The organism is Faecalibacterium sp. I4-1-79, assembly GCF_023347235.1.
In the GTDB taxonomy this organism is placed as follows: Bacteria; Bacillota; Clostridia; order Oscillospirales; family Ruminococcaceae; genus Faecalibacterium; species Faecalibacterium tardum.
Genome location: NZ_CP094467.1, coordinates 860,753 through 876,051, shown reverse-complemented (window position 1 = coordinate 876,051; position 15,299 = coordinate 860,753). Strand labels below are relative to the sequence as shown.

Annotated in this window: 10 protein-coding genes; all 10 read right to left on the bottom strand. The window is 62.9% G+C overall.

Annotated features, from left to right (window positions below; genetic code table 11):
* Nucleotides 1-2 precede the first annotated feature (2 nt).
* Nucleotides 3-1,019: a phosphate acyltransferase PlsX gene (gene plsX, locus MTP36_RS04225; protein ID WP_097778711.1), complete on the bottom strand. Its 1,017-nt coding sequence runs from the start codon at nt 1,017-1,019 to the stop codon at nt 3-5.
* Between the two features lie 29 nt (nt 1,020-1,048).
* Entirely contained in the window at nt 1,049-2,425 is a 1,377-nt protein-coding gene (trmFO, locus tag MTP36_RS04220) for a methylenetetrahydrofolate--tRNA-(uracil(54)-C(5))-methyltransferase (FADH(2)-oxidizing) TrmFO (RefSeq protein WP_249253755.1), read from the bottom strand.
* A gap of 12 nt (nt 2,426-2,437) precedes the next feature.
* Nucleotides 2,438-4,522 carry a type I DNA topoisomerase gene (gene topA, locus MTP36_RS04215; RefSeq protein WP_249253753.1) on the bottom strand — a complete coding sequence of 695 codons (2,085 nt, stop codon included), beginning with the start codon at nt 4,520-4,522 and terminating at the stop codon, nt 2,438-2,440.
* A gap of 113 nt (nt 4,523-4,635) precedes the next feature.
* A complete protein-coding gene (gene dprA, locus MTP36_RS04210; RefSeq protein ID WP_249253751.1) occupies nt 4,636-5,763 on the bottom strand; it encodes a DNA-processing protein DprA in 1,128 nt (375 codons plus the stop codon).
* On the bottom strand, nt 5,760-6,542 hold the full coding sequence (locus MTP36_RS04205; RefSeq protein WP_249253749.1) for a TrmH family RNA methyltransferase: 783 nt from the start codon (nt 6,540-6,542) through the stop codon (nt 5,760-5,762). Before MTP36_RS04205 ends, dprA begins: the two co-directional genes overlap by 4 nt.
* A gap of 183 nt (nt 6,543-6,725) precedes the next feature.
* Nucleotides 6,726-7,076, bottom strand: a complete 351-nt coding sequence (gene rplT, locus MTP36_RS04200; RefSeq protein ID WP_005935552.1) for a 50S ribosomal protein L20 — start codon at nt 7,074-7,076, stop codon at nt 6,726-6,728.
* Nucleotides 7,077-7,131: 55 nt separating this feature from the next.
* A complete protein-coding gene (gene rpmI, locus MTP36_RS04195; RefSeq protein WP_005928215.1) occupies nt 7,132-7,335 on the bottom strand; it encodes a 50S ribosomal protein L35 in 204 nt (67 codons plus the stop codon).
* An 18-nt stretch (nt 7,336-7,353) separates the two neighbouring features.
* Nucleotides 7,354-7,905, bottom strand: a complete 552-nt coding sequence (gene infC, locus MTP36_RS04190; RefSeq protein ID WP_212792169.1) for a translation initiation factor IF-3 — start codon at nt 7,903-7,905, stop codon at nt 7,354-7,356.
* A 256-nt stretch (nt 7,906-8,161) separates the two neighbouring features.
* The gene (locus tag MTP36_RS04185; protein ID WP_249253747.1) at nt 8,162-11,848 is read right to left on the bottom strand and encodes a UvrD-helicase domain-containing protein; all 3,687 of its coding nucleotides are present in this window, start codon (nt 11,846-11,848) and stop codon (nt 8,162-8,164) included.
* Nucleotides 11,845-15,207: a PD-(D/E)XK nuclease family protein gene (locus MTP36_RS04180; RefSeq protein ID WP_249253745.1), complete on the bottom strand. Its 3,363-nt coding sequence runs from the start codon at nt 15,205-15,207 to the stop codon at nt 11,845-11,847. Before MTP36_RS04180 ends, MTP36_RS04185 begins: the two co-directional genes overlap by 4 nt.
* Between the last annotated feature and the right edge of the window lie 92 nt (nt 15,208-15,299).

Here is a 15,299-nt window from a genome sequence, read left to right as displayed (position 1 = left end):
TTTTATTCCTCAGTTTTCTGCGCTGCGGCCAGCTCGTCCAGTGCGGACTGCATGGTGCCGCACAGGTCATTCTCCACGCAGATCTTTGCCTGCCGGATGGCGTTTTTGATGCCTTTTGCCTTGGAGGAGCCGTGTGCCTTGATGACCGGCTGCTTTGCGCCAAGGAAGGGTGCGCCGCCGTACTCCTCGCTGTCCATCTGGTGCTTCAGGTCGGTAACGCCGCCCTTGAGCAGCAGATATGCCAGCTTGCCGCCAAGGTTTGCAAGAAACATCTGCTTGAGCATACCCAGCAGCATCTTTGCCACGCCTTCGGTCAGCTTGAGGATGACATTGCCGGTAAAGCCGTCGCAGACCACCACATCCACCTCGCCGTTCGGCACATCCCGGGGCTCGATATTGCCCACAAAGCGGATGCCCGGGGTAGTCTTGAGCAGCTGATGGGCGTCCCGCAGCACGGGGGTGCCCTTGCTCTCCTCGGCACCGTTGTTGGCCAGTGCTACGCTGGGGTTTTTACGTCCCTCTACTTTGTTCACATAGCAGCTGCCCATGACTGCAAAAGCGGCCAGCATCTCCGGGCGGCACTCCACGTTGGCACCGCAGTCCAGCAGCAGATAAGCCTGCTGCTTTGCGGGCACCATGGTAGCCAGTGCCGGGCGCTTGACGCCCCGCAGGGTGCGCACGATGAGGCTTGCGCCAACGTGCAGCGCACCGGTGCTGCCGGCAGAGACAAAGGCATCGCCTTTGCCCTCTTTAAGCATATTCAGACCCACCACGATGGAGGAATCCTTCTTCTGACGGATGGCGCGGGCGGGCTCGTCGCACATCTCGATGGTCTCGGTGCAGTTCACCAGCTCGATGCCGTCCAGCGGAATGTTGTGCTCGGCGGCGGTCTTGCGCACCAGCGCCTCGTTGCCCACGCCGATGAGCTGCACGCCGTACTCCTTAACGGCCTGTGCAGCGCCTTCCAGAACAGCCAGCGGGGCGTTGTCGCCGCCCATCATGTCCACAATGATCTTCATACCTGTTTTCTCCTTTCAGGTGGTTTGCCTTACAGAGCGTTTTCCTCCAGCCAGTGCTGGAAGCTGGCAACAGCGCGCTCAGCCTGTGCCATGTAACGCAGCCGCTTGTCCCGGGGACGGGTCTCGGCGGGCAGCGGCGGCAGAATGCCCATATTTGCGCCCATGGGCTGGAAGTTTTTGTTCTCGGTGGTCAGATACTGCACCAGCGCACCGCACATGGTATCGGCGGGCGGCGGGGGCAGCTGCCTGCCCTCCAAGCGGGCGTAGAGGTTGCGTGCTGCCAGCAGACCGCAGGCGGCGCTTTCCATATAGCCCTCAAAACCGGTGATCTGCCCTGCAAAAAACACATTGGGATGTTTTTTCAGGCACAGCTGGGTGCTGAGCACCCGGGGCGCATCCAGAAAGGTGTTGCGGTGCATCACGCCGTAGCGCACAAACTCCGCATTTTCCAGCCCGGGGATCATGCTGAACACCCGCTTCTGCTCGCCCCACTTGAGGTTGGTCTGGAAGCCCACGATGTTATACAGGGTGCGCTCCTTATTTTCTGCGCGCAGCTGCACGTTTGCCCAAGGACGGTGGCCGGTGTTCGGGTCTACCAGACCCACCGGGCGCAGCGGGCCGAACCGCATGGTGTCGGCCCCCCGGGCAGCCATGATCTCAATGGGCATACAGCCCTCGTACACGGTGACGGTATCGGCCTTTTTGCCGTGGGCGTCCGGGTCGGGCTTTGCGCTCTGCTCGGCGCCGGTGTCAAAGTCGTGTAGAGGGGCACGCTCGGCACCGGCCAGTGCGGCATGGAAAGCCTCATATTCTGCCTTGTTGAAGGGGCAGTTCAGGTAGTCGGCCTCGCCACGGTCGTAGCGGGAGGCAGCAAACACCTTACCGTAGTCCAGACTTTCGGCGGTGACGATGGGGGCAACGGCATCGTAGAAATGCAGCCGCTCGTCCCCGGTCAGGCGTCCGATCTCATCGGCCAGTGCGCCGTCGGTCAGGGGGCCGGTGGCCACCAGAATGGGAGCGCTCTCGTCGATGGTTTCCACCTGCTCCCGGTGGACGGTGATGTTCTTGCACTGCTCCACCATGCGGGTGACGGCGGCGCTGAAGGCATCGCGGTCCACCGCCAGCGCACCGCCGGCGGCCACGCGGGTCTCCTCGGCGGCGGTCAGCAGCCGGCTGCCCATGCGGCGCATCTCTTCCTTCAGCAGACCGGAGGCAGAGTCCAGCCGCTCAGCCTTCAGGCTGTTGGAGCAGATCAGCTCCGCAAATCCCTCGCTTTTGTGGGCGGGGGAAAAGTGGACGGGCTTCTGCTCGTATAGATCTACCTGCACGCCCTTGCCCGCCAGCCAGAGAGCCGCTTCGCAGCCCGCCAGACCCGCGCCCAGAATGGTTACTTTGTATTCGTTCATTTAGTCTTTCCTTTAATCCTTTTTGGGCACCGGCATCTCAAAGCCGCAGCCCTCCTTGGCACAGTACAGCTTGCCGCCCTTGCGGAACAGGGTGCTGCCGCACTTTTCGCACTTGGTAGCCACCGGCATATCCCAAGTCATAAAATCGCAGTCCGGGTAGCGCTCGCAGCCGTAGTAGATGCGTCCCTTGGAGCTCTTGCGTTCCAGCAGACGCCCCTTGCCGCACTTGGGGCAGATGCCGCCGGTATCCTTGACGAGACGCTTGGTGCCCCGGCACTCCGGGAAGCCGCTGCACGCCAAAAACTTGCCGTACTTGCCCACCTTGATGACCATAGGGCGGCCGCACAGGTCGCACACCTCGCTGGAAGGCTCGTCCGGCACCTTGACCTTTTTGCCCTCCATGTTCTTTTCGGCCTGCTCCAGACTGGCCTCAAAGCCCTGATAGAAATCATCCACGGTCTTGCGCCAGTCGGCCTTGCCGCTTTCCACCTTATCCAGATTCTTCTCCATCTGGGCGGAGAAATCCACGTCCACGATGTGGGGGAACTGCTCCAGCATCAGCCCGTCCACAGCCCGTCCCAGCAGGGTGGGCTTGAGCTTTTTCTGGTCGCGCTCCACATAGCCGCGGTCGATGATGGTGGTGATGATGGGCGCATAGGTGGAGGGACGGCCGATGCCGTTTTCTTCCAGCGCCTTGATGAGGGTAGCTTCAGTGTAGCGGGCGGGCGGCTGGGTGAACTTCTGCTCGCTCTTCAGCTCCCGCAGCTTGAGCACCTGTCCCTGTTCCAGCGGGGGAAGGTTCGTTTCCTTCTTTTCCTTTTCGTCGGTGGCTTCCTCGTACAAGGCGGTAAAGCCGTCAAAGGTCACAGTGTAGCCGCTGGCCTTGAAGTGGTAATCCGCCGCGCTGACGGTGACCGACACGGTGTCCTGCTGGCAGTCTGCCATCTGGCTGGCCATAAAGCGGCTCCAGATCATGCGGTACAGCTTTGCGGTGTCGCCGCTGATGCTCTTGTCCACCTCGTCCGGGGTCAGGGACGGCACAGAGGGGCGGATGGCTTCGTGGGCGTCCTGTGCTGCCGTGGCGCTCTTGGTTTTCCATGTGCGCTTATAGGGACAAATATACGCCTCGCCGTAAGCACTGGCGATATACTCCTTGGCGGCGGCCACAGCTTCGTCCGAAATGCGCAGACTGTCGGTACGCATATAGGTGATCAGACCCATCATGCCGTGTCCGGCAATATCCACGCCTTCGTACAACGTCTGAGCGGCGCGCATGGTGCGGGTGGCCGTAAAGCCCAACCGGCGGGAGGCCTCCTGCTGCAGGGTACTGGTGATAAAGGCCGGGGTGGGCTGCTTTGCGCGCTTGCCGCGCTTGAGCTCGCTCACCACATAGCTTGCGCCCTCCAAGCCCTTCTCGATGGCGCGCGCCTCGGCTTCGCTCTTGGGCAGCAGCTTTTTGCCGTTGGCATCCGTGGCAAGGCGTGCCACAAAGCTTTTGTGCCCGGCACCCAAGGTGGCATCCACGTTCCAGTATTCATCGGGCTTAAAGTTTTCGATCTCCTTTTCCCGGTCGTCGATCAGCCGCACCGCCACGCTCTGCACACGGCCTGCGGACAGACCGCGGCGCACCTTGCGCCACAGAAACGGGCTGAGCTTGTAGCCCACCAGACGGTCCAGCACGCGGCGCGCCTGCTGGGCGTTGAACAGATCTTCGTCAATGGCGCGGGGGTGGGCCATGCCCTCCTTCACACCCTTTTTGGTGATCTCGTCAAAGGTGACGCGGTTGGGCTCGTGGGGGTCCAGCCCCAGAATATTGGCCAGATGCCAGCTGATGGCCTCACCCTCGCGGTCCGGGTCGGTCGCCAGCAGCACGCCGTCGGCGTGTTTGGCCTTGCTCTTCAGTTCCTTGATGAGCTTTTCCTTGCCCTTGATGCTGATGTATTGCGGGGTATAGCCATGCTCCACATCAATGCCCAGCTGAGATGCGGGCAGATCGCGGATATGACCCATGCTGGCGGTGACCTCGTAGTCATCGCCCAGATATTTGCCGATGGTTTTCGCCTTTGCAGGCGACTCCACGATAACCAGTTTCGCCATTTCTTCTTTTCTCCTCTATCTGCAACGTGCCCCCCAAAGGGATGCACGGTCATTCGCTCATATTATTGTACCACAGCTGTTGTGTGCTTTACCAGCGGAAATATTCCACAATTTTACCGCAGCACATACCGCTGCCCCGGCTGCTTGTACACCCGGCCGGTGAGTTCCAGCTTCATCAGGGTGCCCAGCAGCGCGGACATGGACAGGCCGGTGCTCACGCACAGCTCCTCGATGCCCACGGGCTTTGGCCCGATGCACGCCAGCACCCGGCGCTCGGTATCGCTCAGGGGTGCAGGCTGCTTTGCGGCAGCCGGTGCTGCCTGCCGGGTGTGCAGGCCCAGCGCCGCCAACAGGTCGGCTGCACCCGCCACTGCCCGGGCGCGTCCGTCCCGCAGCAGGCCGTTCGTGCCTGCAGAATTGGGGGAATAGATGCTGCCCGGCACGGCGTACACCGGCTTGCCGTAGCGCTCGGCGTGGGCAACGGTAGACATGGTGCCGCTTTTTTCCCGCGCTTCCACCACCAGTACTGCAGAGGAAAGCGCCGCGATGAGCCGGTTGCGCTGCAAAAAGCCGTTGGGGCCTACGCCCTCGCCGCAGGGCGGGTACTCGCTGATGACGCAGCCCTTGCGCTCGATCTTCTGCCGCAGAGCGGCATTGGCTGCTGGGTAGGTGCGGTCGATGGGTACGCCCATCACCGCAATGGTGGGGCAGTCGTTTTTCACTGCCGCCCGGTGTCCGGCGCTGTCCAGCCCATCGGCCAGACCACTGACGATGATGGCTCCGTTTTTTGCCAGTTCGCCGCCGATATCTGCCGCCGCGTTCAGGCCGTATTCCGTGGGCTTGCGGCTGCCCACGATGCCCACCGCCCCGGGCTCGTTGAGCCAGCAGGGGTCGCCGGTGCAGTAGAGCACCAGCGGCATATCCGGGATACGGGAAAAGGCCAGCGGGTAGTCCGGGTCGTCAAAGGGCAGGATGCGCACCCGCAGGGCATCGCACTGCATCACCAGCGTGTGGAAACTTTCTGCATCCAGCTGTGCTGCCCGCTTAAAGGCCGTATCCCCTGCCGCCTGCCGGAATTCCTCGGTCTCCCGCGCTTCCCATGCCTCCTGTGCGCCGCCAAAGGCGTCCAGCACCTTTCCGGCGTGGAGACTGGCAGGCCCCAGCACCTGCGCCAGCCACAGCCAGCACAGCAGCGGGTCGGGTGCAGGCTCCGGCGGGAACAGGCTGGTCTGCCCGGTCACAGGCTCTCCTCCCGGAAGTGCCACAGCAGGATGCTGCCCGCGATGCCGGCGTTCAGGCTTTCCACCCGGTCGGTCATGGGGATGCGCACCGTGCTGTTGCAGGCGGCGATGGTCTCGTCGGTCAGACCCTGTCCCTCGCTGCCGATGACCACGCAGACACCGCCGGGATACCCGGCCTTTGCCGCGCTGAGCGGCTGGGACTGGTACAGCGCCGCCGCAAGGCAGGTGATGCCTTTTTCCCGCAGCAGAGCGATGGCCTGCGGCATGGCACCGGTCTCAATGACCGGGATGCGCACCGCTGCGCCCATGGAGGCGCGCAGGGTCTTGGGGGCGTAGACACTGGCGCAGCCCTCGCTCAGGATGACACCATCAAATCCAAAGGCCGCTGCGCTGCGCAGCAAAGTACCCACATTGCCGGGGTCCTGCACCCGCTCCAGTGCCAGATACCGCCCACCGGGGCGCACCTCCTCCAAGGTATGCACCGGGGTGCAGAACACCCCGAACACACCCTGATGGGTGCCCACGTCTGCCAGCTTGTCCGCCACATGATCCTCTACCAGATAGTGCTCGCCCGGCAAAGCGGCAAGTTCCGGGCACTTTTCCAGCGCATTTTCGGTATAAAACAGGGTCTCCAGCTCTGCACCGCGGCAAAGCTCCGGGCACAGCTTGCGCCCTTCGGCCAGAAAGCGCCCCTCAGTACGGCGGAATGCTGCGCTGGAAGCAAGGCGGCAGGCATATTTTATTTTTGCGTTTTCCCGGCTGGTGATCTTTTCGTCCATGCGTTCCTCCTGAACAGGTGTGTATGCGTTCTGCTTTGGATATAATAGAAAAAGGGCAGCGTCTGCCGCAGGTTTCTGCGGCAGGGCGCTGCCCCGTTGCCTTGTTTCCCTGGCCGCAAAAAATGCCCGGATACAAAACGGACGCCCGCGTATACGCGCGGGCGTCACGATGCAAGGTCTTTATCAGGCGTTCTTCACGGTCTCGACCAGAGCGGCAAAGCTCTGGGGATCGTTGATGGCCATCTCGGACAGCATCTTGCGGTTCAGCTCAATGCCTGCCTTCTTCAGGCCAGCCATAAAGGTGGAGTAGTTCATGCCCAGAGGACGAACTGCGTTGTTGATACGGCAGATCCACAGGTTGCGGAACTGACGCTTCTTCATGCGGCGGCCAGCCAGAGCGTAGTTACCGCTCTTCATGACCTGCTGCTTGGCCATCTTAAAGTGCTTGCTCTTGCAGCCGTAGAAGCCCTTGGCCAGCTTCAGCATCTTCTTACGACGTTTGTGGGTCATGGTTGCGCCTTTGATACGTGCCATTTTTTATATCTCCTTTAGTATCTCGTAGAAAGTTTTGTGTACCTGCGGCTCGCTCTTAGGCGTAGGGCAGCATGCTCTTGATGGTAGCTGCGTTGGTCTTATCAACGTAGCTGGGCTGACGGTAGCCACGGGTCAGCTTGGTGGTCTTCTTGGTCAGGATGTGGCTGCGGAATGCATGACCACGCTTGATCTTGCCGTTCTTGGTCAGCTTAAAGCGCTTCTTAGCGCCGGAGTGCGTCTTCAGTTTCATCTTAGCCATTTTAGTTTCCTCCTAAAATTAGTCCTTATTGGGTTTCGGGATCAGCAGAATGGACATCGTGCGGCCCTCGAGCACGGGCGGCTTATCGGTGGATGCCTGAGGCAGCGCCTCGGCAAACCGCTTCAGCACGTCTGCGCCCAGAGCACTGTGCGCCATTTCGCGGCCGCGGAAACGGATCGAAACCTTTACCTTGTGTCCGGCTGCCAGGAACTTGGCAGTCTGGTTGAGCTTGGTGTTGAAGTCGTTGGTGTCAATATTGAGCGAAAGGCGGGTCTCCTTGACCTCGACCACCTTCTGGTTCTTCTTGGCTTCCTTCTCCTTCTTCTGCTGTTCAAAACGGTATTTACCGTAGTCCAGCACCTTGCACACAGGCGGCACAGCCTGCGGTGCGATCTTTACCAGATCGAGCCCGGCTTCTTCTGCAGCGCGCATGGCCACCTGAATGGACACAACGCCCTTCTGCTCGCCGTCTGCACCGATCAGGCGAACCTCACGATCACGGATCTGGCCGTTGATCTCCAGTTCCTTCGACTTTCCAGCGGTAGCGATAATGAATGCACCTCCAAACAAAATCCATAGTGTTGCAATATTTGGCATAGAAAACGCGGCCGCCCATATTCTGGACAGCCGCGCGAAATTTCACACAAAGCCGCAGCATTTTCAAAGAAATATACTGCTGTTTCGGGTATAGCCCGGGGACATTCTCCCGCAAGGCGAGCGCGGCACGGGCCGTAGCTGCTTTCTTTACTCGGCTATTCTACCACGCTTTATCTGCCCTGTCAAGCTCTTTTTATGCGTTCTTTGGAAAAAATATGACTTTTCCCTTTTACGCCTCGATCAGTTTGCCCAGTGCAAAGGAGTAGATGCCCTTATAGGTCACCTTTTTCGGGGCAAAGCGCTTTTCGATTGCAATGGCGTAGAGGTTCAGCTGGGCGCGGTAGGCGCGCAAAAAGTCGCTCTCGGCCTTGCGGCGGTCGGTCTTGTAGTCCAGCAGTTCCAGATGGTCCGGGTACACCAGCACAAGGTCGGCAATACCCTGCACCAGTACCTGCGCGTCTGCGGCAGCGGGCAGTTCCTCGTGCCCCTGCGCCGCCAGCACTGCACCGGCGGGCAGCGCCGTGATGAAGGGCAGCTCCCGCAGCACCTGCTCGGCGGCGCAGATCTTTGCAAAGGCTTCGCTTTCCACAAAACGGCGGATGCACACCGCATCCAGCTTTTCCGCGATCTCCGGGGCGGTCAGCTGCAATGCCACCTGCCGGTCCCGCTCTGCCGGGATGGCCTTGTCCAGCTTGCCCGCAGCCTTGGCCGCAGCCAACCGGGCAAAGTCCGCATGCTCCAAAAAGGCGTGCAGCGCCGTGCCCATCTCGGCGGCGGTCAGGCCGTCCTTGGAAAGGAAGCCCGGGCGCTCCAGCGTGGTCTGTTCGGCCTTGTGCACGATGCTGGTCACGCTGACCTTGGCGGGCACCTGTGCAAGCGCTGCCGCCGGGTACTGCCACGCAAAGCCCTGCCGCAGCTTCTCCACCAGTGCCAAGTCGGTCTCCGGCGCTTCGTCCGCCGTATCTGCATCCAGTTCCTCAGACAAGTGCACGGCTTCGTCGCACACTTTGATATTCATCATGCTTTCGGTCTGCACAAACAGCAGTTCCCGGTTGCCGGAAAGCTGCCGCAGCACCCCGCCGTCCGGGTGCACCAGCAGCGCCGCCCGCAGCCAGTCGGCAAAGCTGTTGGCCTGCTGGTGCAGCGTAGCCCCCGCCCCGGCAGCCAGAAAAGCCGCCGCCTTGGCAAAGGGCTTTGCAGTTTTGCCGCTGCTCAGGGGCACGGTGAGGATGAGTTTATCCTGCGCGCGGGTGAGCGCCACATACAAAAGGCGCATCTGCTCGCTGCGCAGTTCCTTGGCGTGGACATTGGCCAGCGCGGTGTAGGCAGCGGTCTTGTAAGCGCCCTCACCGTTCTCCGGCCGCAGCCGCAGCCCCGCGCCGAAAGTGCGGTGCACCAGCACCGGCTGACGGATATCCGAAGCATTGAACTTGCGGGCTGTATCCCCTACGAACACCACCGGGAACTGCAAACCCTTGGAGCGGTGGATGGTCATGATGGACACGCACCCCGGGTGCACCCCGCTGGGCACGGTGTCCTGTCCGGTGCTGCCGGCCTGCGCGGCGGCATCAATGGCGCGCACCAGCGCCGAGATGCCGCCTGTGCCGGAGGCGGCGCAGAAGGAGGCAAAGCGGCGGGCATCCTCCCGGCGGCGGGCACCGTTTTCCAGCACGCCCAGCGCCGCCAGATAACCGGTGGAGGCAAAAATTTCCTCCAGCAGCTGCTCTGCCGGGGCGCTGCGTGCCATCTGCCGCAGGGCGGTAAGGTGGGCGTAGAAATCCTTCACCTTCTCGGTAAAGGGATCATCTGCCGGGTCCTCCAGCGCCAGCAGCAGCGCGCCGTACAGGCTGATGCGGGCGGGCTTTTTGTCCGGCTCTGCCGACACCTGACGGCTGCGGGCGCGCAGCCGCACAAGATCATCCTCGGTAAAGCCGAACATGGGGCCCAGCATGGCAGCAGCCAGATAGATATCCTGCGAGGGGTCGTCGATGACCTTGAGCAGGGCGATGAGGGGACGGATGTGGGGTGCAAGCATCAGGTTCTCCCGGGCGTCGGCGTATACCGGGATGCCCCGGGCGGTCAGTGCCTCTACATAGGCCGGGAACTCGGTGCGCGCCGCCAGCAGGATGCAACAGTCCTCGTACCGCACCGGGCGGGTGGTACTACCCTCCCGCACCGGCTCCCCGGCAGAAACCAGCTGCGCGATGCGTTCGGCGATCCATCCCGCATCGGTTTCCGTCTCATCGTCCGGCAGAAACTGCACTTCCACGCTGCCCTGATATTCCCCGGGTGCACCGCAGACCAGACGCTGCCCGTCCCCGTAGGCGGTATCGCCCAGCTCCGGGGTCATGAGCTGCTCAAAGAGGTAGTTGATGCCCGCCACTACCTTCGGTGCGGAGCGGAAGTTTGCATCCAGCGCCAGCAGTGCGTCTGTGCCCGGGGTACCCTCCGACGGGCGGGGACGGGCTTTTGCGCCCGGCAGCAGCGGCCAGCTGTCCAGCTTTTGCCGGAAGATGCCCGGCTCTGCCTGCCGGAAGCGGTAGATGCTCTGCTTCAAATCGCCCACAAGGAAAAGGTTATCTCCCGCCGGGGCGGCAAGGCAGCGGTAAAGGGCGTCCTGCAGGGCGTTCGTATCCTGATATTCGTCCACCATCACGGCGGCGTAGTCCTGCCGGATGTTCTCGCACAAGGGGGTAGGCGTACCCTCCGGGGTGCGCAGCAACCGCAGGGCAAGGTGTTCAAAATCGCTGAATTCCAGCAGCTTGCGCTCCCGCTTTCTGGCTGTGAACCGGGCATCGAAGTCCCGCACGGCGGCGAACAGTGCCCGCAGCCGGGGCAGGGTGATCTGCCGGTCGGTCTCGGCTTCGGCCTCGGAGCAGCAGATGAGCTGGGTCATCTGCTCGAACAGGGCGGCGGCTTCGTCCGAGCGGGTCTTGATCTCCGCCTTGTGGTCGCCGCCCAGACGCTTTTTCATGCCTTTCAGCCCGGGAGCTTCCTCCATGCCCAGCACATAGGGGGTGAGCAGGTCGTACAGCGGGTCCCACTGCCCGGCAGCAGCCAGCTGCTCTGCCTGCGCAAAGAGGGCGGCGGCTTTTTCCAGCCTTGTACCGGCTTCCTCGTATTTTTCTGCCACCGCGGCCTGTGCCTTTGCCCGGGCAGTGGGGGTCTTTTTTTCCTCAGCAGCTGCCTGCTCCTGTGCAAAATCCGCACGGCAGTCGGCCAGTGCTGCCGTCAGCAGTTCCCGCGCAGCCCTGGCGCAGCGGGCAGCTTCGGCCAGCAGCAGGTCGTGCCAGCAGGTGTCGGCAAAACCGTTTTCCTGCTCGTAAGGCGCAAGAAATTCATCCAGCTTGCGGTCGTAATCCGGCAGCGCCCGCAGAAAGTCGTAGATCTGCAAAATGGCATCGCCTGCGGGCTTGTCCGTACGTCCCTTGCCGTACAGGTCTGCAAAGGCGCAGAAATCCGGGTCGCGGTAGGCGTTTTCCAGCGTTTCAGCCAACGCCGCGCCCCGCAGCAGCTGCACCGTGCCGGGGTCTGCCGGGGCAAAATCCGGCGGGATATCCAGCGCCTGAAAATGCTTGTGCAGCAGGTTCAGACAAAAAGCATCAATGGTGCAGATGGGGGCACGCTGCAATAGCATCCGCTGACGGCGCAGCATGGCGTTGCCGGGCTGCAGCTGGCTGCGGTGCAGCAGCGCCTGCCCGATGCGGGCGCGCAGCTCTGCCGCCGCCGCGTTGGTAAAGGTAACGATGAGCAGCCGGTCGGCATTGACCGGGTGCTCCGGGTCGGTGATCAGCTGCACCGCACGCTCGGTCAGCACAGCGGTCTTGCCGCTGCCTGCGGCTGCGCTTACCAGCAGCGCACCGCCCCGGTCGGCGATGGCGGCCTGCTGCGCCGGGGTCCATTTGGGTCCGCTCACGGCTGTTCCTCCTTTTCTTCGGGTTCTTCCTCAGGTTCAAAGGGCTTTGCGGGGGCTTCCAGCGCGCGCTCGTGCACCCCGGTCTCGTGGCAGCAGATAAAGCTGTAATCGCACCAAGTACAGGGGCTTTTGCTGCTGCTCACCACCAGCGGCTCGGCGTCGATCTGCCCGCCGTAAAGCTGCTCGCCCATCTGGGTGACAAGGTCGTCCAGATGCAATTGAATGCGGCTGAGCTTGGCGCTGTCGGCCCGTTTGTCCTTCTGGTAGGGGCTGGGTGCACCGTTGCGGTAGCCGAAGGGCAGATATTTGCCCGTTTCGTCCGCATCCATTGCGTCAAAGATCTTCTGCTCGTCCCGCACAAGGCCGTCCAGCTGGTATTCCACCGCCCGGGCAGCCTGCCCGCGGGGCAGGGTCTGGGGGGCGGGGTCGGCCAGCAGATACAACACGCCCGCCGGCTGTGCGCCGGTAAAGCGCCCGCCGGAATCCCGGGTCAGGCTGAACAGATACAGCAGCATCTGGCAGTCCAGCCCGCAGTAGACCTCTTTCAAGTCCAGCTTTTTGCTGCCGGTCTTGTAGTCCACCACCCGTACCCAGCGGGTGCCGTCGTCCTCGATCCACTCGTCCGCGCGGTCCACCGTGCCCACCAGCTGCACCGTGCGCCCGTCCGACAGGCGGTACACCTGTCCGGGCACAGCGTCCTCGCCCCGGCCTATTTTCAGCTCACAGGCCACGGGCTTGAACTGGGACTGGTTCTGCTCGTCCCGCAGATAGCACAACAGGCTGGTCATGCTCTTTTTCAGCCGGGAGAGCAGGTAGGCAAAGCGTGCGGTATCCTCCGGCAGGTAGCGCCGCGCGTACTCGTCTACCAGTGCGGCGGCAAGGTCAGCCATGGCGGCATCGTCCAGCTCCAAAAAGGGGCGCAGCCCGGCGCAGGGGTTGTCTGCCCCGGGGTGGGGGTCCAGCGCCATTTGCAGCACCCAGTGCATCAGGGTACCGCTCTGGTCTGCCGAAAGCTCCGCACGGCGGCGGGGTTTGAGCCCCAGCACATACTGCAAAAAGTAGCCGTAGCGGCAGGTATAATATTTTTCCAGCTGGCTGGGCGAGATGTGCAGCCGCCTGCCCAGCAGCATTTCCAGCGTGGGCAGATCCTGCACCTGCCGGGGCGGGTCCTGCTCCATGCGCTGTAACAGTGCCAGCCCCCGGGGCGCCTGTACCCCTTCGCCGGGGGCGCGCAGCGCCTCGGTCAGGCTGGCGCGCTCCAGCTCGGTCAGCGGCCAGCCGCCGCCCAGCACGTCTAAGCCGTCTGCGGGGGTGGCAGCAAGGTCGATCAGTTCCAGCTGCGGCGCGGCGGGCTGCAATGCCTCCACGATGGGCTCCAGCGCAGCGCACAGGGTCTGTCCCTGCCCTTTCGGCCAGCTCATCCACAGCCCCTTTGCCGGGGCGGTAAGGGCTTTGTAAAAACAGACCTGCTCCCGCACCACGCGGTTCTCAAAGCAGTCCGGCAGGTCGATCTGTTTTGCCATCAGCAAATCGCGGTCGGCGTGGGTCAGCAGGCCGCTTTCTGCGGGAGTGCAGGGGAATTCCCCCTCCGCAAGCCCCATCACGAATACATAGTCCGGCGCATCCAGACGCATTTTACCGGCGCTTGCCAGCACCACCGCGTCTAAGGTCTGCGGAATGTGCCCCAGATCAGAGGAGCGCAGCAGCAGGCTGAAAAGATCCTCATACTCCGGCACAGTGATGCCCTGACTGCCCAGCAGCCGCGCCATCTCGTCCAGCAGCTGCATCACCACGTTCCACTCGCGGGCGGCTTCCTCTGCTGCCGGGATGCCCCGGGCGGTGCGGATATCCTCCACCTGCGCGGCCTGCTGCTCCTCTGCGCCCAGTTCCTTCAGGCAGAAATACAGCGCCCGGCTGATCTGTTCCGCGTTGGCGCTGCGCACCTTGCTGCGCAGGGTATCCACCGCCGTCACCAGCTTTTTGCGGGCGTTTTCGGCGCGGGTCAGGTTCAGCGTATCCTCCTCGGTCAGCTCGGCGTCACCGAAGCCCCGGGGGCTTTTGGTAAATTCTGCCCGCCACGCCGCTGCATTGGGCGACCATGTGTAGGCATAGTTTTCCAGCGCGCAGACTTCCGGCTCGGTCAGGTCGCACAGGCCGGTCTTGGCCAGCACGGTCAGCTGCTCGGTCATGTCCGCGCCCCGTAGCAGCGCCAGCAGTGCCCGCACTGCCGTGGCAGGGGCGCTGAACTCCGGGGTGGTGGGTTCGTCGCAGTACAGAGGGATCTCTGCCATACGGAACTCGTACCGCACCGCAGCCCGGTACAGGCTGATATCGCGGCAGACCACCGCAATTTTTCCGCAGCGCACCCCCTGCCGCATCAGGCGGCGGATGGCGGCAGCGGCGCAGCGGGCTTCCTCTTCCCGGCTGGCGGCGGCAAACAGCCGCAGCTCCGGGGCGCTTTCCGGCGGGGTGCAGCTGCCGGTCTCCAGCAGCTCAGTCAAGGCAGCAAGGCCCGGGGCGTCTTTGTGGCGCAGGTCCCGCCGCAGCAGCTCCGGCGCTGCCACCTGTGCGCCGTTTTTACGCGCCAGCTGGCGCAGCTGCGCCGCCACCTGCTTTGCACCGGAGAACAGTTCCAGATCGCCGGGCTGCATGGGTGCACCATCCTCGCACAGTGCCACCGTCACGGCGGGCAGAGCGGCCAGCATGGCGCCCATCAGCCGCTTTTTGGGCGCGTTGAAGGTGTCGAACTCATCAATGAACACCTCGCGCTCACGCAGAAAGTCCGGCAGCTCGTCCCGGGCAAGCGCGGCTTCCAGACGGTCGGCAGCCAGCTCCAGACGGTCGGCGGGGTCCATGCCGGTGCCCGCCAGCAGGCTTTCGTAGCCCTGAAAGATGAGCGCCAACTCGCCCAGCTTTGCGCTCTCGGTGCCGCAGTCCCGGGCAAGCTCCTGCAATTGCTGCCCGGAAAGCCCGGCGCTTTTCAGCTCGTCTATGGTCTCTGCAGCCATCTGGCAAAAGGCCGCGCTGCGCCGGTGGCGGTAGTAGTAGTGCACGTTATCCTGCAATTCCTCCAGCGCACGGCGCACCAGCACCGCCCGCCCGGCATCGGTCAGGGTCTGCACCGCCGCGCCGCCAAGCGCCGCAAGGATATGCTCGGCCAGACTGGTGAAGGAATAGCTTTCCACCATGCCGGAAAGGGCATCCCCCAGCTCCCGGTAGATGCGCGCTTCGGTGCTGGAGGTAAACTGCTCCGGCACCAGCAGGATGCTGCGCTTTCCCGCCTCGGCACGGGCACGGATGCGGGCATACAGCAGGGTGGTTTTGCCGCTGCCGGAAGCGCCCAGAACCAGTTTCAGCATTTCGGTCTCCTCCCGCTCGTTGATTTTTGTCTTTATTGTAACACGAAAGCAAAGATAAAACCACCGCTTTTCTTTGCAATCCCGCCGCCGCT

Coding starts and splice junctions, on each gene's coding strand:
- plsX (WP_097778711.1), bottom strand. CDS start 1,019: ATGAAGATCATTGTGGACATGATGGGCGGCGACAACGCCCCGCTGGCT.
- trmFO (WP_249253755.1), bottom strand. CDS start 2,425: ATGAACGAATACAAAGTAACCATTCTGGGCGCGGGTCTGGCGGGCTGC.
- topA (WP_249253753.1), bottom strand. CDS start 4,522: ATGGCGAAACTGGTTATCGTGGAGTCGCCTGCAAAGGCGAAAACCATC.
- MTP36_RS04205 (WP_249253749.1), bottom strand. CDS start 6,542: ATGGACGAAAAGATCACCAGCCGGGAAAACGCAAAAATAAAATATGCC.
- rplT (WP_005935552.1), bottom strand. CDS start 7,076: ATGGCACGTATCAAAGGCGCAACCATGACCCACAAACGTCGTAAGAAG.
- rpmI (WP_005928215.1), bottom strand. CDS start 7,335: ATGGCTAAGATGAAACTGAAGACGCACTCCGGCGCTAAGAAGCGCTTT.
- MTP36_RS04180 (WP_249253745.1), bottom strand. CDS start 15,207: ATGCTGAAACTGGTTCTGGGCGCTTCCGGCAGCGGCAAAACCACCCTG.